This window comes from Ewingella allii (assembly GCF_044430645.1).
GTDB classification, from domain to species: domain Bacteria; phylum Pseudomonadota; class Gammaproteobacteria; order Enterobacterales; family Enterobacteriaceae; genus Ewingella; species Ewingella allii.
This window is the reverse complement of the sequence record NZ_JAWUDN010000004.1, coordinates 322,528-348,006: the sequence shown is the minus strand read 5'-3', so window position 1 is coordinate 348,006 and position 25,479 is coordinate 322,528. Positions and strand designations below refer to the sequence as shown.

The window sequence follows — 25,479 nt, the reverse complement described above, 5'->3', positions numbered from 1 at the left end:
TTTAGTTAAACATTGGCGGGTAGAGGCCATTACGGCCGGGCCGCGCGCCCCCGGCGGGGTCAAACAGCAGTGAAAACAGCTGGCCGGTGAAGTTGCCGCTATGCACGTGGGTATAGAGCGGATAACCGTCGCTCTGATTGGTCCACCAGAAGCTGGTGTAGTGCTGCGGGGAGAAGCAGTCAGAAACCTGCTGCCAGCTCAGGGTGGACGGCTGATCTTCGCCACCGATGATATTCAGAATATCTGAGGTGCTTTCCGCCACGGGTTCCGCCAGCGGCGGCTGCGCCAACAGCACGCTGTCCAGCTGCTCGGCCGAGTAACCGTTGCGCACGGCATGATGCAGCGTCGCCCCCAGTTGGCGATACCATTCGCCGGAGCTCGCCAGAATTTTGTCTGACCAGTGCTGCGGCGAGAAAAAGCGCTGCGCGCAAATAGGGTAGTGCCGCCCGACGCTGTCACGCCCCGGCATCAGACAGCCCATCTGCACCAGCTGGCTGCCGAGCATCGGCGGCACCACAAAGTTCCACACTGGCGCATGGCCAAACGGCCGACTGACCTCCTGCCGTTCGGTGGCGTTCTGCCAGTTAAGCAGCCCAACCTGAAACCAGTGTCCCCATTGATTCTTCAGCACCTCCGGAAAGCGGCGCTGCAAAAAATCGCCGGCACTGGGCAACTTCCCGTACCAGCCGATTGCAGGATAGTGACTCATCGTGTTGTCCTTTAAGGGCAAGAGAACCCCGGAAGCTGAAACGGGTTGCGAATACTGTTGGGAGTGAATTCGAGCGTGACTTGATGACCATCCAGCGAGAAGGTCGCCTGACGGCTTAAGCTGCCGCTACCCGGTGACTGTCTGGCCTGATCAAACAGCCGGTTTAATGCCCATGCGCCATTGGTCACCAGCGTTGACGTGGTGCCATTAGCCAGCCCGAGCGACAGACGAACCTGATTGGTGCCGCCGCTGCCCGGCCAACTCATCAGTTGTTGAGCCTGCGGGCCGTGGCTGTAACGCAGCAACTGGCCGTCGACGTCCAGCGTCATCGACAGAATGTCGTTATCCATCCGCACGGTGCGAATAGTGACGCGGAAAGACGGCGTAGTCGCGCCATTGGCAAAGAAGGCATCGCGGATGTTTTGCGCCTGCTGGAAGGGCCACAGCACGCTGTCGCCGCCCGGCAAAGTTTTACCATCGATGCCCGGCGTGATGCGCCAGCGCGCCTGTGTGGTGTCGACCTTTCCGGCCAAATTGTCGCGGAAGAAGGTGTCCATCAACCCGGTGCCCGGCGCAAACATCCGCGCTAAATCGTCCGGCGTTACTTCACTGCGCGCACTGCGCACTAGCGGGTAGCGCCCGGCAATCGCCTGACGGCAGAAGCCGCCCACTTCCACATCAATCCGCTTGCGAATGTTGTCCAGCTCGCGGCGCTGCGTATCGCTGCTGGCACCGACGGCTAAACTCGAGAACATGCCTTGCAGTGAACCCGGGAGACGACCGGCGCTGGCCTGTAGGCGACCGATCGCCTCACCGTTTGGCGCGGGCATCCCGCTGTTGGCGGCGTCCTGCACGGCAGTCAGGTAGCGATACAGGTCATCCACTTGCTTGAGGAAATCATCAAAGACGATGGCTTTGCCGCCTTCCTGTAGCGGCTGCGCCAGTTCTAACATCGGAGCAAAGTGCTGGGTGACTTTCTGCTCCGGCGTCTGCGGCTCTGCGGCGCTGGCCCCGTCGCGTGCACCAAACAGCGAGCGCAGCGTATTGGTGGCGCTGTTGCCGCTGTCGGCTTTTTTGCCCTGCACCTGCGGCGCGGCAGGCTTTTCTAACACTAGATAATGACTCAGCCCGGTGACCAGTTGGCGCAGCGGCGAGTTGCCCGAAGAGAGCAGGCGCGCGCTGTTGATACGCTGAGACAGGTTGGCAATATTGTTCAGCGCCAAATCCTGCAACAGCCCATCCCACTGGCGAATGTAGTCATCCATATAGCGCTGGCGCACCAGATTGTCGGTCTGGGCTTTATCACTATCGCTGGTGCCTTTGCCCAACACCCAAATGTCGTCGGCATACAGCGCGGCGGTTACGCTGTCGATCTGCTTGTCGAAACTGTTCCAATAGCCTTCCGGCGTATATAAACCGGAGATCCCTTCACTCAGCGGCTTGCCGCTTTTACGGGTAAAAACCAGTTCACTCTGCGGCCCTCCCAGCGCCGCCAGAGAAACCGGTTTCAGGCTGTCATCATGTTCCAGCAGGCGTTTGAGGCGACCATAAACCCGGTCGGACAGCGGCATGCGGGCGATCAGCGCCTGCTCGCGGGCAATCAGCGCATCATCTTTGGCATAAGGCGACGACTGAATCTGCGTTTCCAGCAGTTGAGACAGGTGCCACTCCAGCTGGCGCAGCTGCTCGCGGGTGACATTCTGCGGCAGAGTGCGTTGCAGGTTGAGCATCACCCACGCGTGGATAAACTTGCCGTCATAGTGTTTTGGCTGATACAGCATCTGATAGGCTTTCAGTGCTTCATAGCTGAAGTCGGCATCGCTGCCGTCATCACTGCGCAGCCAGCCGGTGATTTGCTGCGCTACCTGTGGCAACAGCAACTGCTTCAAGGCTTTCTGATACAGCGCGTTGGTGGCATCACTGACTTCACCGCCGCGATACAGCCCCATGCGCCGAGTGAGTGGCGGATGGTTGATATCAAACTGCTGGCTTTCCGGCAGATGCAGCAGGCCGTTGAGGTAAGGCAGCAACGCAAACAAGTCGCTAAGGTTACCGGCCTGAAGTGCCTGCCCCTGCTGATTAACCGCCGGGACCTTGGCGGAGACTTCCTGCAAGTAGTCGCGGTTATGACTGTAACTGATAAACCAGAGGATGGCGGCAACCACCAGCGCCAGACTCAGCAGCAGGTAACCTGACCACAGCACCGCGCGGTTGCGCAGCTCCCACCAGCGATTGCTCCCGGCCAGACCCGACTCAGGGAACACCACGTTTTCCAACACATCTCGCAGGAAGAAGCTCTGGCCTTTCACCGGCGGCACCGCCCCGCCCTGCTGATGCTGTGGCCCTGTGCCCCACTCGGTGGCTTTTGTACTGCCGTCGTGGCTTGGCAGATTCAGCGCGCGATTAAGCTCGCCCATCACTTTGTCAAACGGCTGGCCTTCCTGCGTGCCGCTGGCGAAGTACACGCCGCGCGCAGACAGAGAGGTTTCGAAGCCAGAATGGGCAAAAATCTGCGTCAGGTAGTCACTCAATAGAGGTCGCAGCGCCGAGAACTCCTGCGGGAACAGGTAGCTTTCGGCACGCGCCTTGCCATCGCGCTCCATCAGCATGACATCGGCTAAACCGGCATCCAGACGCTGTTGCAGCAGGCTGTATTCATGTTCAAAGGCGGTTTGCACATCGAAGTTGCCGCTTTTCAGCTTGGCCCACGGGAAGGTGAAGCCCCAAACCTGATCGCGCTTGGCTTTATCAAAACCGTCAAAGTAGGCGGTAAAGCCTTTGAGCAAGTCGGTTTTAGTAACCAGCACATAGACCGGGAAACGAATGCCCAACTGCTCGTGCAGCTCCAACAAACGCTGGCGCAGCGCGCTGGCTTGCTGGCGGCGCTGCTCGGCGCTTAGCGTCAGCAGGTCCGACACGCTGATAGTGATGATTGCGCCGTTAACCGGCTGGCGGGCGCGGTATTTTTTCAGCAGCGCGACGAACTTGCCCCACTCGCTGGCGTCCTGCTCGCGCTGGCTCTCCTGCATGGTGTAACGCCCGGCGGTATCAAGCAGCACCGCCTCGTTGGTAAACCACCAGTCACAGTTACGCGTGCCGCCAATGCCGCGCAGCGCGGTTTTACCGAAGCGGTCGGCCAGCGGGAAATGCAGCCCGGAGTTAACCAGCGCCGTAGTTTTCCCCGCGCCGGGCGCGCCAATAATCACATACCAAGGCAACTGGTAGAGGTACTGACGGCTGAAGCGGCGCATCCAGAAAGGCTTTTTACGCCCTGATGTGCCGCTGAAATGGGCCTTCTTGAGCAGTTGTGATGCTTCGCTAAAACGCTGGGCCAGCACCTGCTCTTCATCATTGAGCAGCGGCGCGCCGGTTTCGGCGGCTTCCTGCTTGCCGAGGCTGCTCACCAGTTGGCGATTGACCCAAGCATTGTGCAGACGGGGGATAACCTGCCCGAAGCCCCAAACCAGATACAGCAGACCAATACTGATCTGCCGATTAACCTCAGGTTCTAACGGGCTGGAGCCATTAATCGCCAATAGCGGCCCAATCACCCAGATGATAAATGACAGCGCAGTGATGCCAAGGAAGCCCCATAGCAACCGGCTAGAGAGTATGGAAAAAAGCGTATTCAGCATCCTTAATTTCCTTGGGGCAGACCGTTGAGCTGTGCCTGAGTATTCGCAGGCGCAACGAGCAGAGTGATTTCAACCCGGCGGTTGCGGGCGCGGTTTTCAGCCGTATTGTTTGGGGCGATAGCATTGGAATCGCCCCGCCCTTCGGCCTTAACACGGTCTGGCTGGCGCAGATGCTTTTGCAGCAATTTCTGCACCGATTCTGCTCGCTCAAGTGACAGTTCATAGTTGGAAGCAAAGCGCGCGCTTCGGATTGGCAGATTATCGGAGTAGCCCGCCACCAATATTTTGCCGCTGACGCCGTCCATTGCTTTGGCGATACGCTGGATAACCGGCTGGTAGTTGCCGCGCACCGTGGTGGACGCGGATGGGAACAGGCCGTCGCCTTTCAGCGTCACCACGCTTTGGTCTGCTTCGTCGCGAACCGATACCAGTCCCTGCTCAATTTCAGGACGCAGGAAGCTTTTTAAATCAAGAATGGCAGCCGGTCGCGGCGCAGGGTTCTGGATAGAGACTTCCGGCAGCGAGCTTTGGTAGATAGAAGCCAGCACCGGCGTGGTGGCCGTGCCGAGTCGCCAGTTCAGGCCGATATAGAACAAGCAGGCCAGAAAGCCCACCACCGCGGTCCACGCCCACAGCGGGATCGCCGGACGCCACAGCTTCTTCTGTGTCGGCTGGTCGTAAGGATGCGGAGAAAGCGGCAGTGCGTAGGCCCCGCGCACCGAATGAATCATCTGTAACAGGCGCTGGCGAATAGTCTCCAGCTGCGAGCGGCCGTTATCCAGCACGCGGTAGCGCCCTTCAAAGCCGAGCATCAGGCAGAAATAGATCAGCTCAAGCAAAAACAGGTGGTCGCGCGGCTTTTGCGACAGCTTCGCCAACAGTTGGAAAAACTTCTCGCCGCCCCAGGTTTCATTGTGGAAAGTCACCAGCAGGCCGCTGCTCGGCCAGACGCTGTTGCCGCCCCACGGGGTCAGCGCGGCGGCTTCATCCAGCGCAGTACACAGACAGTAGCGCGCGCCAACAATGGTCTCGTAAGATAAGCCGGCGTTCTGGCTGCGGACTTCAAAGCGTTGAATTTCTTCGATTAAGCGCTGACGCAGCCCCGCGGGGTCTGCATGGCTGACCGAATGACGAATTTGGGGAATGGCATTGAGCAAAGGGTTGGCCGCAGCGACCAGCGCATTATCGCGCCACGCCTCCGTCATGCCTGCTTCTCTGCCGCCAGAGTGTAATTCCTGCATATTTTTTACTCACCAGTTCAGTCAGGCAGAGACGTCGCGGACGGCCCAGAACGCCATGTCCAGACCGGGAAATTCACCTGCAAGGTGCAGAGCAAAAGCGCCAGATTTATTCATTTCCTTCCACAGCTCACCGCCTTTTTCCAGCTGGAAGTAGCTGTAGCCCGCATGCCAAGGGATCTGCGGCGGCGCGGATGGCATGGCGCGCAGCACTATGCCCGGCAGTTGAAGCTGAACCAAATCGCGGATTTTGGTCACCGGCGCGACTTTCATCTGCGCCGGGAAGTGGGTGTTGAGCATCTCGCTTGGCACATTGGCTTTTACCGCCAGCACGAAACCGAATTCGCGGATCATATTGGCGTCCGGCACGGTCGCCACATTCAGCCCGTGGGAGCGCTCGATCAGCGGCAGCTGAATAGCATTCTCTTCCATGACAATGGACAGCCGCTGACGCAGCATCAGCGTCAGCTCGTTAAAGCTTCGCGCCAGATCATCATGGCGATAAACCGGCAGCCCGCTCCCCTCGCAGGCGCGCTGCGGAGTGTAAGTGCTCAGTTCGGTCGCCAGCGCCAGCCACTGGCTGAACAGCTGTTCGGGATGCAGTTGCGGCAGGCTGTGTAGATGATTGACCACGCCGATATGCTGGTTGATCAGCGCCAACAGCATGAAGTCGACCATGTCAGAGTTGTTAAAACGCCCCGGCTGCTGGAGTCGCTGGCCAATTTGCTGGCTGCGCTGTTCCAGTAATCCTTTAATATCGTTGATAAAACTAAAGATCAGCGGATTCTCGATAGCGTTCAACATCGGCGGGATATAGCCGTTATCAAGGCGCAACTGGCTGTCGTTGCGCTTCTCCACCACCAGCGCCACGCCGATGGCGGTCCACTCCGCTGTCAAATCGCTTTCCAGCATCAGCCGCAGGCGCAGCTGGCTGAACTGCATCACCGCCGGGCCAATCGACATTTCATTGCAATCGTCGGCTTCTGCCTCAAAGCTGATATGGCGGGCGAGAGAATCGGCGGCTTCGCTGAAGATCACCTCTTCGCGGCCATCTCGGCGCGCGGGCAGTGCCAGCACCACCTTCTGCCCGGTCTGATTGTCGCCAATCGCCAATGGCGGCGGGGCCTGACGGCTGTTGCTAAAGGCAAAGGGAGTGCCATCCGGCAAAATGCCGCTGGCGCTGGTCAGGGCAACATTGCCGTGTCGCAGCATCGCTTCGTCGAATTGAAGATCGAAGAAGCCCCACATGTAAGGACGCTGCGCGGTGCCCCACTCGCGTACCTGACTCAACAGGTAGCTTTCAGATTGCTGGAAATGGTGGGGACGCAGGAACATGCCTTCGGTCCACACCACTTTTGCTGCTTTAGTCATAATCGCTTCCGTTTCAGGGCGTTAGTGGTTGTCTTTAACCATCCGAATTCCGCTGACATCCACAATAATCTCGGCGTTCAGCTCATCAGAAGACCATTGCCACACTTTCCAGGCACTGCTCTCAGAGGGGTCAGGCAAGGGCAGCGAGATGCGCCACTTCTTGCCATCCAGCGACTGGTACTCCGCCATGATGCCGATGTAACGGGCGTCAGCCGTGCTCTGTCCTGAAATCTTTTTACTCAACTGGCCTGACATCAGGAAGAACTGCTCGGTGTTAAGCAAGTTGCCACCCAGCACCGCCTGAGGATTGTTTTGCAGAGAGTAGAAATCCGCTGACATAAAATCCGCATCCGATTTCAACAACATCACACGCACCTTAAGTGGCGCAGAGTCATTGACCTGCGGATGAGCCTGAAACTGCAATCCGTAGCGAGAAGGAACGCTGTGTGAAGAGGAGAAACAGCCTGTCAGCAACATCGTCACTGACAGGAACAGCGCCCAGAGAGCCGGACGCCGAAAAAAACGTAAAGTTATCATAGGGTACCCGCCTACGCGGTTTAGTTGATAATCCAAGTACCGCTGCTGCTGTTACGGCAAGCCTGACCATCGCCATTCACCGAAACACAGGTTTTCTTCGCTGGTGCGGCACGACGCACGCGGCGCGCATCCGCCTTCAGAGTTTGCTCATACAACTCGCTTTTAACGCCAGCGCGCAGTGGCACATAACCCAACATCTGCTCCTGTCCGGTTTCCGCCACGGCTAACCAGTTGTTCTCAACCGCACCCAGCACGGTGAAGGTCTGGCCGTTCACCAGTTGGCGCACCAACTTGCCGCCGAAGTCAGGGGTGGTCATCACCGACGCGTTATACAGCGCACGATACTCAGCATTCACCGGGGTGAAAGTGGTCGGCGGCGTAACCGCGTGACGGTAGGTCAAGGTGACGCCATCAACCGTGCTGGAAACCACGGTGTCATCAGTGACAGGTGGCGGTGGCGGCGCTTTACAGCCAGAAACCAATGCAACTAAAAGCAGAGAAAGCGCGATTTGAATTTTCACCATAAGCCTCATGATTTGGCAGTTAATTGAAAAATAAAGATTTCTTGAAGTACAAACTGAATCCCGTTGCCATCAGGCACGGCGATTGCGCCCAAGCTTTACATCAGGCCAGACAGAGAGCGGGCCTAAATAAAACTCAGGGAAAATGAAAACCAGACGTTGGGATTAATGCAGTAACAACCGACGGAGGGAGATGTAGCAAGGCTAGCGGAAATAAGATTGATGAAAAAATCCACTTTAAATTATCCAACATCATCTTAAAAGATTGGATAAAACGCTGCTGTCCCTACGTCATTTAGGGGGAAAGTTAACCACTTTCACATCACAGAACTCATTCGCGTGGTCCGAGCATTTTTTGACCACGTCAGCTGACAATTAACGGATTGAATCAAGTGGAAACCTGACCAATTAATGTCAGTTTTCGCGATTTCGTTACAAGGCATTTCAAAGTGCTAGCGATCGGGAACGCTACCGCCCTTAGGAAGCAGACTAATCCTAATCTGGAGATAAGTAACTATTGTTACTATTCAGTGCTGCTGATCATTTTACTAAACCTTTACATATTTACAACGGGGGTAACAGCACGGAACATCAATTAAGAGAAGCGATTACATTTATAGACTGTTTTTATTAGATTTTTTTTTGAATATTCTATCAGGTTGATTTAGATCGTTTTTTAATATCTCTAAATGGAATATAGAAATTCTTTTTTGGCATAAAAAGTGTAGTTAAGCCAAATAGTACTAACGAGAATGGAGATTAAAACGGAAAGGATTAGGATAAAACTCACAAGTTATGGTTAAGTAAAAATGATAATCATATTAAATTTTAGGGAATTAAATGCGCTAGCCCCAGCGTAAACTGAACTGTTTTCTCCCCATTTCTGCTACTAAAATTCATAACAAACATCCAACAAAATAGCCTTTACGCTGTGATTACCCCGCCTAAACTTCTAATGTCTACTTTTTAACGTTGAGCCTGTTGCCAGACGGCCCTCTGTCTCGAGCGCAAACATCATTTAACCCAAGTTGTTGCAGGGATTTTCTTTCTTACTTTGCGGCCCCTCTCGAACTTTTACCTGTGACAGCAGATTGCTCGCTGGGCTAGTATAGCGGGGTGAAAATCCACGGGTCTTTGAGTGACAAGTGATGATTCTCTTAGCCACATCGTGATGACGAATGACAACAATAAAAATCACAATCAACTTTAAATTCAATGGATTAATAAGACCAAGTCTATGACTGATAATGCAAGCCTAGATTCCCACACTCCCATGATGCAGCAGTACCTGCGCCTCAAGGCTGAAAACCCAGAGATTTTGATGTTTTATCGTATGGGGGACTTCTACGAACTGTTTTATGACGATGCGCGACGCGCATCGCAACTGCTGGATATCTCCCTCACTAAGCGCGGCGCGTCGGCGGGCGAGCCAATCCCGATGGCGGGCGTGCCTTACCATGCCGTGGAAGGCTATTTAGCCAAGCTGGTGCAACTGGGCGAATCCGTGGCGATTTGTGAACAAATCGGCGATCCCGCACTGAGCAAAGGGCCGGTTGAGCGCAAAGTCGTGCGCATTGTGACGCCCGGCACGGTCAGTGATGAAGCACTGCTCAACGAGCGCCACGACAACCTGCTGGCGGCTATCTGGCAGGATGGTCGCGGCTTTGGTTATGCCACGCTCGACATCAGCTCAGGCCGCTTCCGCGTGGCTCAGCCAGAAGATTTGGAAACCATGGCGGCGGAGATCCAGCGCACCAATCCTGCCGAGCTGCTCTACCCTGAAAGTTTCGAGTCTATGTCGCTTATCTCGTCGCGCCGCGGCCTGCGCCGCCGCCCGATGTGGGAGTTCGAACTGGAAACCGCCAAGCAGCAGCTTAACTTGCAGTTTGGTACTCGCGACCTAAGTGGCTTTGGGGTGGAACAAGCCCCGCAGGCGCTGCGCGCGGCGGGCTGCCTGCTGCAATATGTTAAAGATACCCAGCGCACCGCCCTGCCGCATATTCGCGGCGTGACCATGGAGCGTTTGCAGGACGGCATCATTATGGACGCCGCCACTCGCCGGAATCTGGAACTGACGCAAAACCTGTCCGGGGGAGTCGAAAACACGCTGGCGGCGATTCTGGATCAGGCGGTGACGCCAATGGGCAGCCGCATGCTCAAACGCTGGATCCACATGCCAACGCGCGACGCCAAGGTATTGCGCAATCGCCAGCTGGCCCTCGGTTCTTTACAGGATCTCACTCCCGATTTGCAGCCGGTGCTGCGTCAGGTGGGGGATTTAGAGAGAATCCTGGCCCGTCTGGCTCTGCGCAGCGCTCGCCCGCGCGATCTGGCCCGTATGCGCCACGCCTTGCAGCAGCTGCCGGAGATCCGCGCCCTGCTCCAGCCTTTAGAAACGGCGCATATCCAGACACTGGTCAAAAACTGCGGCGAATTCAATGAACTGGTTGAATTGCTCGAGCGCGCCATTATTGAGGCGCCACCCGTGCTGGTGCGTGACGGCGGTGTGATTGCGCCGGGCTATAACGCCGAGCTGGATGAATGGCGCGCGCTGGCCGATGGCGCGACGGATTATCTCGACCAGCTTGAGATCCGCGAGCGCGAGAAGCTTGGCTTAGATACGCTAAAGGTTGGCTTTAACGGCGTGCATGGCTACTTCATTCAGGTCAGCCGTGGCCAAAGCCACTTAGTGCCGATCCACTATGTGCGCCGCCAGACGTTGAAAAACGCCGAGCGCTATATCATCCCTGAGCTGAAAGAGTATGAAGATAAGGTTCTGACGTCTAAGGGCAAGGCACTGTCGCTGGAAAAAGCCCTGTATGAAGAGCTGTTCGATCTGCTGATGCCGCACCTTGACGCCCTGCAGCAAAGCGCGGCTGCCTTGGCAGAGCTGGACGTGTTGAGCAATCTGGCAGAGCGCGCTTACACCCTGAACTACACCTGCCCGACGCTGAGTGAAAAACCGGGGATTAATATTACCGGCGGGCGTCACCCGGTGGTGGAACAGGTGCTGAGCGAGCCGTTTATCTCCAACCCGCTGGCGATGTCGCCGCAGCGCCGCATGCTGATCATCACCGGCCCGAACATGGGCGGTAAAAGTACTTACATGCGTCAGGCGGCGCTGATCGTGCTGATGGCGCATATTGGCTGCTACGTGCCGGCGGATCAGGCAGTGATTGGCCCAGTGGATCGGATCTTCACCCGCGTTGGCGCGGCGGACGATCTGGCTTCTGGACGCTCCACCTTTATGGTCGAAATGACCGAAACGGCGAATATCCTGCACAACGCCACTGAAAACAGTCTGGTGCTGATGGATGAAATTGGTCGCGGCACCTCGACCTATGACGGCCTCTCTCTGGCCTGGGCCTGCGCGGAGAATCTCGCCAGCCGCATCAAAGCCATGACGCTGTTCGCCACCCACTATTTTGAACTGACCACGCTGCCGGAGAAGATGGAAGGCACGGTGAATATCCATCTGGATGCCATCGAGCACGGCGACACCATTGCCTTTATGCACAGCGTGCAGGAAGGCGCGGCCAGCAAGAGTTATGGTCTGGCGGTTGCCGCGCTGGCAGGTGTGCCAAGAGATGTGATTAAACGCGCGCGCCAGAAGCTGAAAGAGCTGGAAACGCTGTCCAACAGCGCCGCCGCCAGCAAGGTGGATGGCCCGCAGTTGGCGCTGTTGACTGAAGAAGTGTCGCCAGCCGTAGAGGCTCTGGAGGCGCTGGATGCCGACTCACTCTCACCGCGCCAGGCGCTGGAGTGGATCTACCGTCTGAAGGATATGGTGTAGCTTTCTCAAAGCCATAAAAGTTAAATAGAAAAAGGCGAGGTATTTTCATACCTCGCCTTTTTATTGGTAACGCTGTGCTAATCAAATAGTCAGTCAGCTTGTCGCGTTGCTAAGCGATAAAATTATTCGCGAAATAGAGCTTCGATACTCAGCCCTTGTGCCTGCAAAATCTCGCGCAGGCGGCGCAACCCTTCAACCTGAATCTGACGAACTCGTTCACGCGTCAGGCCTATCTCACGGCCCACATCTTCCAGCGTCGCTGCTTCATAACCTAACAGGCCAAAGCGGCGGGCCAGAACTTCACGTTGTTTTGCATTCAACTCGAATAACCACTTAACGATACTCTGTTTCATATCGTCGTCTTGCGTGGTGTCTTCAGGACCGTTTTCTTTTTCGTCGGCCAGAATATCTAACAGCGCTTTTTCAGAGTCACCACCCAACGGGGTATCCACTGAAGTAATACGCTCATTCAGGCGCAACATACGGCTGACGTCATGAACAGGTTTGTCGAGTTGCTCAGCAATCTCTTCAGCACTTGGCTCATGGTCAAGTTTATGTGCAAGTTCACGTGCAGTACGCAGGTAAACGTTCAGTTCTTTAACGATATGGATTGGCAAACGAATGGTACGGGTTTGATTCATAATCGCCCGTTCAATTGTCTGTCGAATCCACCATGTAGCGTAAGTTGAAAAACGGAAACCGCGCTCTGGGTCAAACTTTTCAACTGCGCGGATCAGACCTAAGTTACCTTCTTCGATCAAATCCAACAGTGCCAGTCCGCGATTACTGTAGCGGCGGGCTATTTTAACCACCAAACGCAAGTTACTTTCAATCATACGGCGACGGGATGGAACATCCCCTCGCAGCGCACGCCGTGCAAAATAAACCTCTTCTTCTGCGGTAAGCAGAGGAGAGTAACCGATCTCACCAAGGTACAGTTGAGTTGCGTCCAGCACTCGTTGGCTTACAGCCTGCGATAACAACTCTTCTTCAGCATCCGCATCAATAGTGTCGTTATCGGCAGTCTCTTCGACATTGGCTTTCTCGTCAAAGGCTTCAGCGCTGTTCTCATCGAAATCTACATCATCATGTAACTCGTTAACTTTCAGCGTATTCTGACTCATAAGCTGCTCCTACCCGTGGTCCCGAGGGCAGAATCAAGACTCTGCCCGATTTATCGCTGCGGAAGATAACGCAGCGGGTTTACGGATTTCCCCTTGTAACGAATTTCAAAATGTAATCTTACTGAACTGGTTCCGGTGCTACCCATGGTTGCTATTTTCTGACCCGCCTGCACTTCTTGTTGTTCCCGGACCAGCATTGAATCGTTATGTGCATAGGCGGAGAGGTAATCATCATTGTGTTTAATGATGATCAGATTACCGTAACCGCGAAGAGCATTACCTGCATAAACGACGCGCCCTGAGGCGGTGGCTAAGACAGGTTGTCCACGCGAACCAGCGATATCGATCCCCTTATTTCCCCCTTCGGAAGCTGAGAAATTATCGATAATTTTCCCGTCTGTCGGCCACTTCCAAGAGGAAACTGGACCGCCATTATTGGTGGTACTAGTGACAGGAGTACTGGCTACGGCAACAGGTGCTGTGGTGGTAACTACACCTGATGAAGGCAACATTTTACCTACATTCTGTTTACCCGGAGATTCAGAATACGTGGTAGTTGGTTGAGATGCAACCACCGTACCTTGCATCATCCCGGCGCTTGGTGCTGTTGGAACGCCACCTTTAGTCGCATCCGTAGTGGCTAACATGCCGCCGGTGCTGGCGTTAGAGGAGACATTATTAATCTGAATAGTTTGACCGACTTCTAAACCATAAGGCGCGGGGATATTGTTACGTGCTGCAAGGTCTCGGAAGTCATTGCCGGTGATCCAGGCGATATAGAAAAGCGTATCCCCACGCTTAACTTGATAAGTACTTCCGCTATAACTGCCTTTAGGAATGGTGTTGTAACTGCGGTTATAAACGATGTGACCCTGCTGATTTGTCGCTGCAATATTAGGCGCGCTGGCGACATTTACCGGGGCTGAATTCGGAGTATTCTGACCTCCTCCACCGCCGTTTACACTGCTAATAGGGGCTGACGTCGATGCATTATTGCTACATCCCACCATCCAGGCGCTAATAAACGTACACACCGCAATGCGGCTTAAGGTTTTAATTGGGCTTCCCGTGCTCATATTTCCCCCGTTACGGCAATCTCAGAATCTATCATTCCACTCGCAACCCCGCATTTGGCGGGCTTTGTGCCAATTAGCACGTTGCTAGCAGAGAACACATCCGGGCGGATAAGAAGCCAGCCAGATGGCGACAGTAAAAAACTGTAGTGGATGCTATCAACATCACAAGTACAGCACCATATTACAGTTGTATTTAAATTTTAAGGGCTTAGTCCTGAAACTCACCGCCAGAAGCAGCGTTTAGGCTAACTCACCTTTGACTAAAGGTACAAAACGGACCGATTCGATGGTCTCAACCACAAAGTCGTTACCGCGACGCGTGATGCGTTGCAGCACCTGATTTTGTTCGCCAACGGGAAGGATCATCACGCCGCCCTCATCCAATTGCTGGAGTAAGTCCTGAGGAATTTCCAGAGGGGCGGCGGTCACGATAATGGCGTCAAATGGCCCACGAGAAGGCCAGCCTTCCCAGCCATCACCGTGGCGGGTCGACACATTATGCAGATCCAGCTGTTTGAGGCGACGCTTGGCCTGCCATTGCAGACCTTTGATCCGTTCGACGGAAAACACGTGCTCAACCAGATGCGCCAAAATAGCCGTTTGATAACCCGACCCGGTGCCGATTTCCAGCACGCGCGAGGTCGGCGTGAGGCGCAGCAGCTCTGTCATGCGCGCCACGGTATAGGGCTGAGAAATCGTCTGACCCGAGCCAATTGGCAAGGCGGTATTTTCATAAGCCTTGTGCTGAAAAGCTTCATCGACAAAACGTTCCCGCGGCACTTTTTCAATGGCGTGCAGCAGATTTTCATCATGAATCCCCTGCTGGCGAAGCTGCTCGAGCAGGTTGTACATCGGTTTATTCACCATGCCTGTTGACCCCGACTTTGGCTATCCATCCGCTCACCACATCCTGTGCAGCGTAGGCGGTTAAATCGACCTGAAGAGGCGTGACAGAGACATAACCCTGTGCGACGGCCGCGAAATCGGTGTCCGGCGCGATATCAAACTTATCACCCGGTGGCCCAATCCAATACATATCCTGACCGCGCGGATCCTGCTGGCAAAACACCTGCTCAGCCGGGTGACGACTCCCGCAGCGAGTAACACGGATACCCTTAATCTCCGCCAGAGGCAGATCAGGAACATTGATATTAAGAATTTTGCCGGTGCGCAATGGCTCAGTGGCCAACGCGCGCAGGATGCGACAGGTTATCGCGGCGGCAGTGTCATAATGCCTGTGACCATCCAGCGAGACGGCCAGCGCTGGGAAGCCCAGGTGGCGCCCCTCCATTGCGGCGGCGACCGTGCCGGAATAGATCACATCGTCGCCGAGATTTGGTCCGGCATTAATGCCTGAAACTACAATATCGGGACGCGGGCGCATCAGTGAGTTAACGCCCAAGTAAACACAGTCGGTAGGCGTACCCTGAATCACCGCCGTGTCGCCGTTTGGGTATGACTGAATACGCAGCGGGCCGTCCAGCGTTAGCGCGTTGGACGCACCACTGCGATTGCGATCGGGGGCAACCAGCGTAACGTCGGCGAACTGGCGTAAAGCCGCGGCCAACGTCTGGATACCCGGCGCTAAAACGCCGTCGTCATTACTCAGTAATATCCGCATCAATATTTTCCTGACGCATCAGTTCTCGCACCACGCTGGTCGCAAAACTGCCAGCAGGGAGCCAGAATTTCAGCTCAAGTGTGACATCGTCCCAACGCTTCCAGCTGATATCTAAAGGCTGGAGCATCACTGCACGGCGAGCCGGTTCAACGCGTTCGCGCTTAATTAATGATAATAACGTGGCGCACTCCGCCAGACAGCCCTGCTCAAACGCCTCAGCGGCGTCGGTGGTGCCTAGCGGGCCATCACCCGGCAATGGGGCGGTTATCAGCAATTCATTACTATTAACACGTGGCTGGAGCGTGTCAAATTCATCTTCTTTGGCCACAAACCAGCTGCCGCGCCCGCTCAACTGCAAGGCGTCACCCAGCATCACCTGACGCTGAGTATTATCGGCTAAACGCTGGCTGGCGATGAGGTTGAACATCGCGCTGCGGCTGGCGGAAAGGTAAAAACTACGCTTAGGGCGCTCTTTGACGCGAATCTCATTATTCGCCCAGCGCGCGGCCTGAATCAGGTTATTGCCACCACGGCCAAAACGCTGTTCGCCAAAATAGTTCGGCACGCCCTGCTCTGCTACCTGCTGCAAGCGCGCTTCGACATCGGCGATATCACTCAGCTGGCGCAGCACCAAAGTAAAAGCATTGCCTTTCAAAGTACCGATACGCATTTTCTTGCGATGACGGGCGGCGCGGATCACCTCGCAGCCTTCAAGCGCGAATTGGCTTAAATCAGGGTCTTCTTTGCCGGGAAGGTGGACGCAAAACCACTGTTCGGTTACCGCGTGGCGGTCTTTCAAACCCGCGTAGCTGACGGAACGCGGGTGAATGCCCGCAAATCGCGCCAGCTGTTCGGCCACAAACTGAGTGTTGCAGCCGTTCTTGCGGATACGCACCAGCAGATGCTCACCCTCGCCGTCAGGCTCAAAGCCGAGATCTTCCTCAACAATGAAATCTTCCGGGTTGGCTTTCAGCTTGCCAGTCGAAACAGGTTCACCATTGAGCCAGGTCAGGCGGGACATATCCATCGGGTTATTTTCCAAAACTCAGTCCTTGATCAGCAGGACAACGGCTTCGCAGGCGATACCTTCACCACGGCCAGTGAAACCTAATTGTTCGGTTGTGGTGGCTTTTACGTTCACCTCATCCATATGACACTCTAAGTCTTCGGCTAAAAACACGCGCATCTGCGGGATGTGCGGCGCCATTTTAGGTGCCTGAGCGATAATAGTGATATCCAGATTGCCCAGGGAGTAACCCTTCGCGCGCACGCGGCGATAAGCTTCACGCAGCAGTTCGCGGCTGTCCGCGCCTTTGTAGGCAGGGTCAGTGTCTGGGAACAACTTGCCGATGTCTCCCATGGCCGCCGCTCCCAGAATGGCATCAGTGGCTGCATGCAGCGCGACGTCGCCGTCTGAGTGAGCCAGCAAACCTTGCGGATAAGGGATACGCACTCCGCCGATCACCAATGGGCCTTCGCCGCCGAATTTATGCACGTCAAAACCATGACCGATACGCATTATGCGTTCTCCTTTTGATACAACTGGGTTAAATAGAATTCTGCCAAGGCCAAATCTTCCGGCCGTGTGACTTTAATATTGTCTGAGCGCCCGGCAATCAGCATAGGATGAAACCCACAATATTCCATTGCAGACGCTTCATCTGTGATGGTTGCCCCTTCATTTAATGCTCGGCGCAAACAGGTTTTTAGTAATTCGAGCGGGAAAAATTGCGGCGTCAGCGCGTGCCACAGATCTTCGCGATCCACAGTATGGGCAATGGCGCTCACGCCAGGCTCTCCGCGTTTCATGGTATCTCGCACCGGCGCGGCCAGAATACCGCCCACGCGGCTGGTGGCCGAAATCGCCAATAAGCGATTAAGGTCGTCGATGTGCAGACAAGGGCGCGCGGCGTCGTGCACCAGCACCCAGCCGTGAGAGCCAGCGGCTTCCAGCCCGGCCATGACCGAGTCGGCTCGCTGAGCGCCACCTATAACGCACTGGATGCGAGCATCTTGCGCAATAGGCAAATGTTGGAATTGGGTATCATGCGGGCTAAGGGAAACCACCACTTTAGTGACTTGCGGGCTGCGTAGTAACGCGTTGATTGAGTGTTCAATCAACGTTTTGCCGCCAATAGAAAGGTACTGCTTTGGACACTCTGTCTGCATACGGCTGCCGATACCGGCAGCGGGCAGGACAGCAATAATCTCTGGAGAGGAAACTGCGATGTCGCTCATAGCTATTGTTTTAGGTTGTTTTGCGAAGCATTGTTTTGAGAAGAACTCATACCTGCATTTCGTTTGGATTGGTCAGGCACCAGACGATAGAAAGTCTCACCGGGCTTAATCATGCCCAGTTCATTACGTGCGCGTTCTTCGATAGCTTCCTGACCACCGGTCAAGTCATCGATTTCTGCAAAGAGTTGATCATTCCGTGACTTGAGTTTGCCGTTGTTGGCCTGCTGTACCTGAACGTCATCATTCACACGAACATAATCGTGAATACCATTCTTACCCAGCCACAGCGAATACTGTAACCAGCCAAGCAAAACCAATAACAGCAGCGTTAATTTGCCCATCCCCGCCCCCTAAAAAAGCCGAACAATCATCCCACAACTTTCATTCCGACTCCACACTGAGAGGGAAAATGCAGGTGAGATTCAGACTTAAGCAGGTAATTATGGGTGAGAATGACACAATGACTTACATAGAGATAAGAAATTGACGATAAAACACCCAGAACCTCTGCCAACGTAAAACCACGGTGAGCGCGTGAATCTGGTGAACACGTGAAGATTTTCAGTGAGTGAGAAAACAGGGGAAGTTACCAGCCGGAGAGGAATGAAAAGATAGTCCAAAACATACCAATGACCACCACGCCCGTCGCCGCCAGCGTGCGCCACCAGTTACCGCCAAACAGCATGCTAAATGCAATGCCAATCAACACGGAAATAGGCACTAAAGCGAGGAAAAACGGCCAGGTGTAGAGAAAGAAAAACAGCGTGTTAGAGCCGTACATCACAAAGGGAATGGCAAAGGCTAGCCAGTAGAAGATAAAACCTGCCGTACCGCCAAACATAGAATACGAGGGAGCTTCAGCATCCACAGCCCGATCGTCGGACGTGGCGCTGCTGCCCTCGTCTCGGATCCGACTCACTATTCGGTGAAGTAATGCCTGCATAAAGTGATCCCTGTAGTTCAGTGTAAACCGGCGCGCTGTTTAACCAGCGGCCGGAAACCTTCAGGGTTTGATAATAGCGTGGCGGCGCAGTACATCTAATAATTGCGGGACTAAATGTGTTACCAATTGTTCGCCATCGAGGTGTACATCTGGAGCTTCTGGCGCTTGGTAAACAGAGTCAATGCCGGTGAAGTTTTTCAGCTCGCCAGCGCGGGCTTTCTTGTACAAACCTTTGGGATCTCGCGCCTCGCAAATGGCCAGCGGGGTATCGACAAAGATCTCAATAAACTGATCTTTATCCAGCAATTCCCGCACCATATCTCGCTCGGCACGGTGCGGAGAGATAAACGCAGTAAGCACCACCAGCCCGGCATCAACCATCAGCTTGGCGACTTCACCGACGCGGCGGATGTTTTCCCGCCGATCGTCATCAGAAAAGCCCAAATCGCGACACAGGCTGTGGCGCACGTTGTCGCCATCAAGCAGGTAGGTGCTGACACCAAGTGCGTGTAGTGCCTGCTCAAGGGCGCCAGCGACCGTGGATTTGCCCGAGCCTGACAACCCGGTGAACCACAGCACCACACCTTTGTGACCGTGCTTCTGCTCTCGGTCCGCACGCGTTACCGCGTGCGGGTGCCAGACGACGTTTTCATCTTTCAAATTTGCGTCGGGTAACGCCATATTATTTCCCACCCAGCAGGTCGCGAGCACCCCAGTGTGGGAAGTGGCGGCGAACCAGACTGTTTAACTCCAGCTCGAAGGCGCTGTAGGAATCTTGTTCCTGATAAACGCTTTCTACGGCTTCGCGAACCAGCCCTGCTCCGACGGTGACGTTAGTCAGGCGATCGATAAAGATCATCCCGCCGGTCACCGCGTTGTGTTGGTAGTTATCCAGAACCAGTGGCTCATCGAAGGTAAGCTCAACCAGGCCGATGCCATTCAGCGGAAGGCTCTCAACAATACGCTGGGTCAGCGAGTTAATTTCAACCTGATACTCAATGTTTTCAACACGAGCGCGGGCCTTTTTGCCGCCGATTTTGATGTCGTAGCTCTGCCCGACGCTGAGCGGCTGCTCGGCCATCCAGACAATATCCACTTTAGCGTTCTGCACCGCTTTCACGGTTTCATCCGCGTCAACCAGCAGGTCACCACGGCTGATATCGCGCTCGTCGACCAGCACCAGCGTGATAGCTTCACCGGCCCAGGCTTCTTGTAAATCACCGTCGAAAGTCACAATGCGTGCCACCGTTGACTCAACGCCGGACGGCAACACTTTGACTTTCTGACCTACGCGCACTGAGCCTGAGGCCAGCGTGCCCGCGTAGCCACGAAAATCGAGGTTCGGGCGGTTAACATATTGCACTGGGAAACGCATCGGCTGCTGTTCGCGGATGTTAATGATGTTCACGGTTTCCAGCACGTCGAGCAGGGTTGGGCCGGTATACCAACTCATTTTCTCACTCGGCGTGGCAACGTTGTCGCCTTCCAGCGCCGACAGCGGCACGAATTTGATATCCAAATCGGTTGGCAGCTGCTGGGCGAAGTCCAAATAGTTGGCTTTGAACTCTTCGAAAACGCTTTCGCTGTAATCCACCAGATCCATCTTATTGACGGCAACCACCAAGTGGCGGATCCCCAGCAGAGTGGCGATAAAGCTGTGGCGGCGAGTTTGATCCAGCACGCCTTTGCGGGCGTCGATCAGCAAAATCGCCAAATCACAGGTGGATGCACCGGTTGCCATGTTGCGGGTGTACTGCTCATGCCCCGGCGTGTCAGCAATGATGAATTTGCGTTTTTCGGTGGAGAAGTAGCGATACGCCACGTCGATGGTGATCCCCTGCTCGCGCTCGGCTTGCAGACCATCCACCAGCAGCGCCAGATCGAGTTTCTCACCTTGAGTGCCGTGACGCTTGCTGTCGTTATGCAGCGACGAAAGCTGATCTTCATAGATCTGGCGAGTGTCATGCAGCAGGCGACCAATCAGGGTACTTTTGCCATCATCCACGCTGCCGCAGGTCAGAAAACGCAGCAGACTTTTGTGTTGCTGGGCGTGCAGGTAGGCCTCTACGCCACCCTGTTCTTCAATTTGTTGTGCAATTGCATTGTTCATTTTGGTCGCTCCTCAGAAATAGCCCTGACGTTTTTTCAGTTCCATCGAACCCGCCTGATCGCGGTCAATTGCCCGCCCCTGACGCTCACTGGTGGTTGACACCAGCATCTCTTCGATGATTTCCGGCAGAGTCTGAGCTTCTGACTCTACGGCGCCCGTTAGCGGCCAGCACCCGAGAGTACGGAAGCGCACCATTTTCTGCTCAATCACTTCGCCCGGTTGCAGGTCGATGCGATCGTCATCCACCATCAGCAGCATGCCATCGCGTTCGAGAACCGGACGCGGCGCTGCGAGATACAGTGGAACAATTTCGATATTTTCCAAGAAGATATACTGCCAGATATCTAGCTCAGTCCAGTTGGAGAGCGGGAACACGCGGATGCTTTCGCCTTTGTTGATCTGGCCATTGTAGTTGTGCCATAGCTCCGGGCGCTGGTTTTTAGGATCCCAACGATGGAAACGGTCGCGGAACGAGTAGATACGCTCTTTGGCACGCGACTTCTCTTCATCACGACGCGCGCCGCCAAAGGCAGCGTCAAAACCGTATTTATTCAGCGCTTGTTTCAAGCCTTCGGTTTTCATGATGTCAGTATGTTTGGCACTGCCGTGGACGAAGGGGTTGATGCCCATCGCGACGCCTTCCGGGTTCTTATGCACCAGCAGCTCGAAACCATAGTTTTTCGCCGTGCGGTCGCGGAAATCGTACATTTCGCGGAACTTCCAGCCGGTATCCACGTGCAGTAGCGGGAAAGGCAGCGTCCCCGGGAAGAAGGCCTTGCGCGCCAGATGCAGCATCACCGAGGAGTCTTTACCGATGGAGTACATCATCACCGGGTTAGCAAATTCAGCCGCCACTTCACGGATGATATGGATACTCTCCGCCTCCAGTTGACGCAAATGTGTGAGTCGTTTTTCGTCCATAACAGATCCTTAAGCCAAATTCACGACCGACGGGCGAACTGCGTCGTCAGTCTGTGGTTGATGCCCAAACCAGGCGAGCTTATCGTGAAGTGCGACCACTTCGCCGATAACCAGTAATGCGGGTGATGGTGCCTGTTGAGCCAAGAGTTCTAAGTTGTCGAGCGTGCCGGTCAGCACCTGCTGATCGACCCGCGTACCACGGCCAATGACAGCCACCGGCGTACTCGCCGCGCGGCCATAAGCAATCAGCTGCTGGCTGATTTCAGCCGCCTTCACCGTGCCCATATAAATGGCCAGTGTCTGGTTGCCCTTCGCCAGCGTTTCCCACTGCATGCCATTCCCATCGGGACGAGAGTGGCCGGTAATAAACATCACGCTCTGCGCGTAGTCGCGGTGGGTGAGAGGGATCCCCGCGTAGGCCGTCGCGCCCGCGGCTGCCGTCACGCCCGGCACCACTTGGAAAGGGATGCCTGCTGCCGCCACGGCCTGTAACTCTTCTCCGCCGCGACCAAAAATAAACGGGTCGCCGCCTTTAAGGCGCACCACTTTTTTGCCCTGCTGCGCCAGTTCGACCAGCATGCGGTTTGTCTCTTCCTGCGCCACCGAGTGGCTGCCAGCGCGCTTGCCGACGCAAATACGGTCGGCGTCTCGGCGCACCAAATCTAAAATCTCGTCACTGACCAAATGGTCATACAACACCACGTCTGCCTGCTGCATCACCTGCAAGCCGCGTAATGTCAGTAATCCTGCATCACCCGGCCCCGCGCCGACCAGCGTCACTTCACCGTTTCTCGCGATGGATTCCGGATTATCTAACTGTTGTTGCAACACTTGCTCAGCTTCTGGAATCTGTCCCGCAGTCACCAGCGAGGCAAAGCGACCATCAAAGGTCTGCTCCCAAAAGCGACGGCGTGCCCTCATTGAGGTGAAGCGCAGCTTCACGCGGTCGCGGAAACTGCCAGCGATCTCGGCCATTTTGCCCAGACTGGTTGGTAACAAGGTCTCGAGCTTTTCCCGCAGCATGCGCGCCAGCACCGGGGCCGTGCCGCTGGATGAAATTGCCACCACAATCGGCGAACGGTCGACGATGGAAGGGAAGATAAAGGAGCACTTCGGCTGGTCATCGACCACGTTGGCCAGCAGCTGGCGGCGATTCGCCTGCTCAAACACTTCAGCATTCAGCTCGGCGTCGTCAGTGGCGGCAATCACCAGAAACACGTCATCCAACTGCTTTGGCTCAAATTGCTTCGCCAGCCAGCTGACTTGCGACTGCTGGAGACGATGCTCAAGTTCTGAGGAGAGTGACAGCGCGACAATGCGGACAGCAGCGCCAGCACGCAGCAGAAGGTCTATTTTGCGTGCTGCGATTTCGCCGCCGCCGACGACCAATACAGGACGTTGTCTGAGGTCGGCAAATATTGGTAGATAGTCCACAACGGCCTTTTTGATAGCGAAGAGTAATAACAAGACTATACGTGGTGGCAATTATTGAATTGAAATGACGAAATGGAATGAATAGTTACCAAATGGAATATAGATTCGCCAACCTCACTTTCCAGACGCAGAAAGATGCAACAAAAAGAGCCATTTGGGATAAGGGGAAATTGTCTAATTGCCGTCACAATCGCATACTATTGCGCAATAATGACCGCATAACGCGGCCTGCCCGATTGAAAGCTTTCCGGTCTTTGACCCACGAATAAGGATTTTTTGTCCATGCTATCCCTTTCTCGCATGAAACTGGCGCTACTGGCCTTTGGCCTGGGCTGTGCCGGTTTTACGCACGCGGCCGTGCAGCAGGTTGCCGCGCCCGCCCTCGGTAAAATTGCTGCCGAACAAACTCGCCATATCGCCACCTATTTTCCGGGCCGCATGGCCGGTAGTCCGGCGGAGTTAATCGCCGCAGATTATCTGCAACAGTATTTTGCCAAACTCGGCTATCAGAGTGATCTTCGCGGCTTTGATACGCGTTATCTCTACACCAGCCGGGATGGCAAGCAGAGCTGGCATGATGTGCATTCGACCTCCGTAATCGCCGCCCGCGCCGGTATCGTGCCTCAGCAGATTGTCGTGATGGCGCATTTTGATACTTATTTGCCACAAAGCGACGCCGACTCCGACCATAATTTGGGCGGTCTTACCCTGCAGGGGGTTGATGATAATGCGTCAGGCGTCGGTGTGATGCTGGAGCTGGCCGAACGACTCAGTAAGGAGCCAACCCACTACAGCTTGCGCTTCGTGGCGCTTAGTGCCGAAGAGACGGACGCACAGGGTGCCGCAGACTATGTGCAGCGCATGTCGCCGGAGGAGAAGTTAAACACCCTGCTGGTGGTCAATCTCGATTCGCTGATTGTTGGCGATAAGCTCTACTTCAAGAGTGGCAAAAATACCTCTCAGGCCGTGACTAAGCTGACACGCGACCGCGCCGTGGCGCTGGCGCGTCACGCAGGTATCGCCGCCGAAGCATACAGTGGAAAGGATTGCTGTAATGGCATGCAGGCGCTGGACGACGCGCATATTCCATTATTAATGGTGACGGCCACGGATTATGCGTTGGGCAAGAAAGACGGCCAGCAGCAGCGGGCAATCAGCGCGCATTTCCCGCAGGGCACGTCGCGACATCAGGGCCAGTTGGATAACTTACAGTATCTCGACCGCGTCCTGCCAGACCGGATAGACAAACGCTCGAAAGATAGCGTGAGAATTTTACTGCCGCTGCTGAAAGAGCTGGCAAAACCGGCTGATGATTTATAAGACGGTGACGCAATCCCTTAAATAATTCGAGTCAGAGGAAGGCGGCAAGCAAACGCATCCCCGGGAGCATAGATTACTATGTGACCGGGGTAAGTGCGCGTAGCTAACGCACCTCTGGCTCGAAGTATGACAGGGATTTATTCGTGTAAGCCGCACTCGCGTTTCAACCCAAAAAAACGGGTTTCCTCTTCGCTCATGCCCTCTTCCCACTTCTTGGTGGTATGAGTATCGCCAACCGACAGGTAGCCCTGATCCCACAGCGGGTGATAGCTGAGGCCGTGCTCTTTGAGGTACTGGAACACTTGGCGGTTGTCCCAATCAATAATTGGCAGGATCTTGAACACGCCGCGCTGCACGGCTAACACCGGCAGATTCGCACGGCTGCCGGACTGCTCGCGGCGCAGGCCGGCAAACCAGGTTTGCGCGCCCAATGTCGCCAGAGCGCGGTTCATCGGCTCCACTTTATTGATGTTGTTGTAACGCTCAATGCCTTCGACGCCCTGCTCCCAAAGCTTGCCATAGCGCGCTTCTTGCCACGCCGGGCTTTCTGCTGCGCGGAAAACCTGTAAGTTCAGCTTCAACTGTTCGGTCAGTTGATCGATGAACTGGTAAGTCTCGGGGAACAGGTAGCCGGTGTCAGTGAGGATCACCGGGATATCCGCCTGCTGGCGAGTCACCAGATGCAAACAGACCGCAGCCTGAATGCCAAAACTTGAGGAGAGCGCGAATTCGCCCGGCAAATTCTCTAGTGCCCAGATGACACGATCCTGTGCCGACAGTTTTTCAAGCTGGGCATTGGTTTCCGCCAATGCCAGGGCCTGACCTGATTTCGGCATTTCATTCAGTTCAGCAAGAGTGAGCAAACTCATAAACTCTCCATTCTTCACG

22 protein-coding genes are annotated in these 25,479 nt (G+C 55.0%); 2 read left to right on the top strand and 20 right to left on the bottom strand.

Features of this window, described 5'->3' with window-relative positions; translation table 11 throughout:
* Position 1 precedes the first annotated feature (1 nt).
* From tagF to SBO83_RS12215, 6 genes are read right to left on the bottom strand one after another with little or no spacing between them, the layout of a single operon-like run.
* Complete coding sequence (gene tagF / locus SBO83_RS12240; protein ID WP_396131685.1) at positions 2-709, bottom strand: type VI secretion system-associated protein TagF; 708 nt, start codon at positions 707-709, stop codon at positions 2-4.
* Between the two features lie 11 nt (positions 710-720).
* Positions 721-4,344, bottom strand: coding sequence for a type VI secretion system membrane subunit TssM (gene tssM / locus SBO83_RS12235; RefSeq protein ID WP_396131684.1), 3,624 nt, complete (start codon positions 4,342-4,344; stop codon positions 721-723).
* Between the two features lie 2 nt (positions 4,345-4,346).
* Positions 4,347-5,585, bottom strand: a complete 1,239-nt coding sequence (locus SBO83_RS12230) for a DotU family type VI secretion system protein (RefSeq protein ID WP_034787474.1) — start codon at positions 5,583-5,585, stop codon at positions 4,347-4,349.
* Between the two features lie 21 nt (positions 5,586-5,606).
* Entirely contained in the window at positions 5,607-6,953 is a 1,347-nt protein-coding gene (tssK, locus tag SBO83_RS12225) for a type VI secretion system baseplate subunit TssK (RefSeq protein ID WP_396131683.1), read from the bottom strand.
* 21 nt (positions 6,954-6,974) lie between these two features.
* Positions 6,975-7,490 carry a type VI secretion system lipoprotein TssJ gene (gene tssJ / locus SBO83_RS12220; RefSeq protein ID WP_396131682.1) on the bottom strand — a complete coding sequence of 172 codons (516 nt, stop codon included), beginning with the start codon at positions 7,488-7,490 and terminating at the stop codon, positions 6,975-6,977.
* 20 nt (positions 7,491-7,510) lie between these two features.
* A complete protein-coding gene (locus tag SBO83_RS12215; RefSeq protein ID WP_084674017.1) occupies positions 7,511-8,014 on the bottom strand; it encodes a hypothetical protein in 504 nt (167 codons plus the stop codon).
* A 1,234-nt stretch (positions 8,015-9,248) separates the two neighbouring features.
* Between SBO83_RS12215 and mutS the strand changes: the two genes are divergently transcribed.
* Positions 9,249-11,804, top strand: coding sequence for a DNA mismatch repair protein MutS (mutS, locus tag SBO83_RS12210; protein WP_396131681.1), 2,556 nt, complete (start codon positions 9,249-9,251; stop codon positions 11,802-11,804).
* A gap of 122 nt (positions 11,805-11,926) precedes the next feature.
* Here the strand turns inward: mutS and rpoS are convergent, their stop codons facing one another.
* From rpoS to cysG, 13 genes are all read right to left on the bottom strand, one after another.
* On the bottom strand, positions 11,927-12,928 hold the full coding sequence (gene rpoS, locus SBO83_RS12205) for an RNA polymerase sigma factor RpoS (RefSeq protein ID WP_100938021.1): 1,002 nt from the start codon (positions 12,926-12,928) through the stop codon (positions 11,927-11,929).
* Between the two features lie 50 nt (positions 12,929-12,978).
* Positions 12,979-14,004, bottom strand: a complete 1,026-nt coding sequence (gene nlpD / locus SBO83_RS12200; RefSeq protein ID WP_396131680.1) for a murein hydrolase activator NlpD — start codon at positions 14,002-14,004, stop codon at positions 12,979-12,981.
* 240 nt (positions 14,005-14,244) lie between these two features.
* Complete coding sequence (locus SBO83_RS12195) at positions 14,245-14,871, bottom strand: protein-L-isoaspartate(D-aspartate) O-methyltransferase (protein ID WP_396131679.1); 627 nt, start codon at positions 14,869-14,871, stop codon at positions 14,245-14,247.
* Complete coding sequence (gene surE / locus SBO83_RS12190; protein WP_396131678.1) at positions 14,861-15,625, bottom strand: 5'/3'-nucleotidase SurE; 765 nt, start codon at positions 15,623-15,625, stop codon at positions 14,861-14,863. The genes SBO83_RS12195 and surE overlap by 11 nt, the downstream gene beginning before the upstream one ends.
* Positions 15,606-16,652 carry a tRNA pseudouridine(13) synthase TruD gene (gene truD, locus SBO83_RS12185; protein ID WP_396131719.1) on the bottom strand — a complete coding sequence of 349 codons (1,047 nt, stop codon included), beginning with the start codon at positions 16,650-16,652 and terminating at the stop codon, positions 15,606-15,608. Before truD ends, surE begins: the two co-directional genes overlap by 20 nt.
* Before the next feature lie 18 nt (positions 16,653-16,670).
* Entirely contained in the window at positions 16,671-17,144 is a 474-nt protein-coding gene (gene ispF / locus SBO83_RS12180) for a 2-C-methyl-D-erythritol 2,4-cyclodiphosphate synthase (RefSeq protein WP_353501065.1), read from the bottom strand.
* The gene (gene ispD, locus SBO83_RS12175) at positions 17,144-17,863 is read right to left on the bottom strand and encodes a 2-C-methyl-D-erythritol 4-phosphate cytidylyltransferase (protein ID WP_353501064.1); all 720 of its coding nucleotides are present in this window, start codon (positions 17,861-17,863) and stop codon (positions 17,144-17,146) included. The genes ispF and ispD overlap by 1 nt, the downstream gene beginning before the upstream one ends.
* 2 nt (positions 17,864-17,865) lie before the next feature.
* On the bottom strand, positions 17,866-18,204 hold the full coding sequence (ftsB, locus tag SBO83_RS12170; protein WP_034787453.1) for a cell division protein FtsB: 339 nt from the start codon (positions 18,202-18,204) through the stop codon (positions 17,866-17,868).
* Between the two features lie 245 nt (positions 18,205-18,449).
* The gene (locus SBO83_RS12165; protein WP_396131677.1) at positions 18,450-18,806 is read right to left on the bottom strand and encodes a DUF3561 family protein; all 357 of its coding nucleotides are present in this window, start codon (positions 18,804-18,806) and stop codon (positions 18,450-18,452) included.
* A 60-nt stretch (positions 18,807-18,866) separates the two neighbouring features.
* Positions 18,867-19,487: an adenylyl-sulfate kinase gene (cysC, locus tag SBO83_RS12160; protein ID WP_396131676.1), complete on the bottom strand. Its 621-nt coding sequence runs from the start codon at positions 19,485-19,487 to the stop codon at positions 18,867-18,869.
* Position 19,488: 1 nt separating this feature from the next.
* Positions 19,489-20,916, bottom strand: a complete 1,428-nt coding sequence (gene cysN, locus SBO83_RS12155) for a sulfate adenylyltransferase subunit CysN (RefSeq protein WP_396131675.1) — start codon at positions 20,914-20,916, stop codon at positions 19,489-19,491.
* Positions 20,917-20,928: 12 nt separating this feature from the next.
* Positions 20,929-21,837 carry a sulfate adenylyltransferase subunit CysD gene (cysD, locus tag SBO83_RS12150; RefSeq protein ID WP_034787444.1) on the bottom strand — a complete coding sequence of 303 codons (909 nt, stop codon included), beginning with the start codon at positions 21,835-21,837 and terminating at the stop codon, positions 20,929-20,931.
* 9 nt (positions 21,838-21,846) lie between these two features.
* Complete coding sequence (gene cysG / locus SBO83_RS12145; RefSeq protein WP_396131674.1) at positions 21,847-23,271, bottom strand: siroheme synthase CysG; 1,425 nt, start codon at positions 23,269-23,271, stop codon at positions 21,847-21,849.
* A gap of 282 nt (positions 23,272-23,553) precedes the next feature.
* Between cysG and SBO83_RS12140 the strand changes: the two genes are divergently transcribed.
* Complete coding sequence (locus tag SBO83_RS12140; protein WP_396131673.1) at positions 23,554-24,591, top strand: aminopeptidase; 1,038 nt, start codon at positions 23,554-23,556, stop codon at positions 24,589-24,591.
* A gap of 137 nt (positions 24,592-24,728) precedes the next feature.
* On the opposite strand, the gene SBO83_RS12135 is transcribed toward SBO83_RS12140, so the two are convergent.
* Entirely contained in the window at positions 24,729-25,460 is a 732-nt protein-coding gene (locus SBO83_RS12135) for a phosphoadenylyl-sulfate reductase (protein ID WP_034787438.1), read from the bottom strand.
* Positions 25,461-25,479 lie beyond the last annotated feature (19 nt).

Bases quoted from the DNA above. Each gene is read 5' to 3' on its own strand.
- SBO83_RS12215 (WP_084674017.1), bottom strand. From the start codon at position 8,014: ATGGTGAAAATTCAAATCGCGCTTTCTCTGCTTTTAGTTGCATTGGTT.
- truD (WP_396131719.1), bottom strand. From the start codon at position 16,652: ATGGATATGTCCCGCCTGACCTGGCTCAATGGTGAACCTGTTTCGACT.
- SBO83_RS12195 (WP_396131679.1), bottom strand. From the start codon at position 14,871: ATGGTGAATAAACCGATGTACAACCTGCTCGAGCAGCTTCGCCAGCAG.
- tagF (WP_396131685.1), bottom strand. From the start codon at position 709: ATGAGTCACTATCCTGCAATCGGCTGGTACGGGAAGTTGCCCAGTGCC.
- nlpD (WP_396131680.1), bottom strand. From the start codon at position 14,004: ATGAGCACGGGAAGCCCAATTAAAACCTTAAGCCGCATTGCGGTGTGT.
- cysC (WP_396131676.1), bottom strand. From the start codon at position 19,487: ATGGCGTTACCCGACGCAAATTTGAAAGATGAAAACGTCGTCTGGCAC.
- surE (WP_396131678.1), bottom strand. From the start codon at position 15,625: ATGCGGATATTACTGAGTAATGACGACGGCGTTTTAGCGCCGGGTATC.
- ispD (WP_353501064.1), bottom strand. From the start codon at position 17,863: ATGAGCGACATCGCAGTTTCCTCTCCAGAGATTATTGCTGTCCTGCCC.
- SBO83_RS12135 (WP_034787438.1), bottom strand. From the start codon at position 25,460: ATGAGTTTGCTCACTCTTGCTGAACTGAATGAAATGCCGAAATCAGGT.
- SBO83_RS12165 (WP_396131677.1), bottom strand. From the start codon at position 18,806: ATGCAGGCATTACTTCACCGAATAGTGAGTCGGATCCGAGACGAGGGC.
- tssJ (WP_396131682.1), bottom strand. From the start codon at position 7,490: ATGATAACTTTACGTTTTTTTCGGCGTCCGGCTCTCTGGGCGCTGTTC.
- mutS (WP_396131681.1), top strand. From the start codon at position 9,249: ATGACTGATAATGCAAGCCTAGATTCCCACACTCCCATGATGCAGCAG.
- tssM (WP_396131684.1), bottom strand. From the start codon at position 4,344: ATGCTGAATACGCTTTTTTCCATACTCTCTAGCCGGTTGCTATGGGGC.
- SBO83_RS12140 (WP_396131673.1), top strand. From the start codon at position 23,554: ATGCTATCCCTTTCTCGCATGAAACTGGCGCTACTGGCCTTTGGCCTG.
- ftsB (WP_034787453.1), bottom strand. From the start codon at position 18,204: ATGGGCAAATTAACGCTGCTGTTATTGGTTTTGCTTGGCTGGTTACAG.
- cysD (WP_034787444.1), bottom strand. From the start codon at position 21,837: ATGGACGAAAAACGACTCACACATTTGCGTCAACTGGAGGCGGAGAGT.
- ispF (WP_353501065.1), bottom strand. From the start codon at position 17,144: ATGCGTATCGGTCATGGTTTTGACGTGCATAAATTCGGCGGCGAAGGC.
- tssK (WP_396131683.1), bottom strand. From the start codon at position 6,953: ATGACTAAAGCAGCAAAAGTGGTGTGGACCGAAGGCATGTTCCTGCGT.
- SBO83_RS12230 (WP_034787474.1), bottom strand. From the start codon at position 5,585: ATGCAGGAATTACACTCTGGCGGCAGAGAAGCAGGCATGACGGAGGCG.
- rpoS (WP_100938021.1), bottom strand. From the start codon at position 12,928: ATGAGTCAGAATACGCTGAAAGTTAACGAGTTACATGATGATGTAGAT.
- cysN (WP_396131675.1), bottom strand. From the start codon at position 20,916: ATGAACAATGCAATTGCACAACAAATTGAAGAACAGGGTGGCGTAGAG.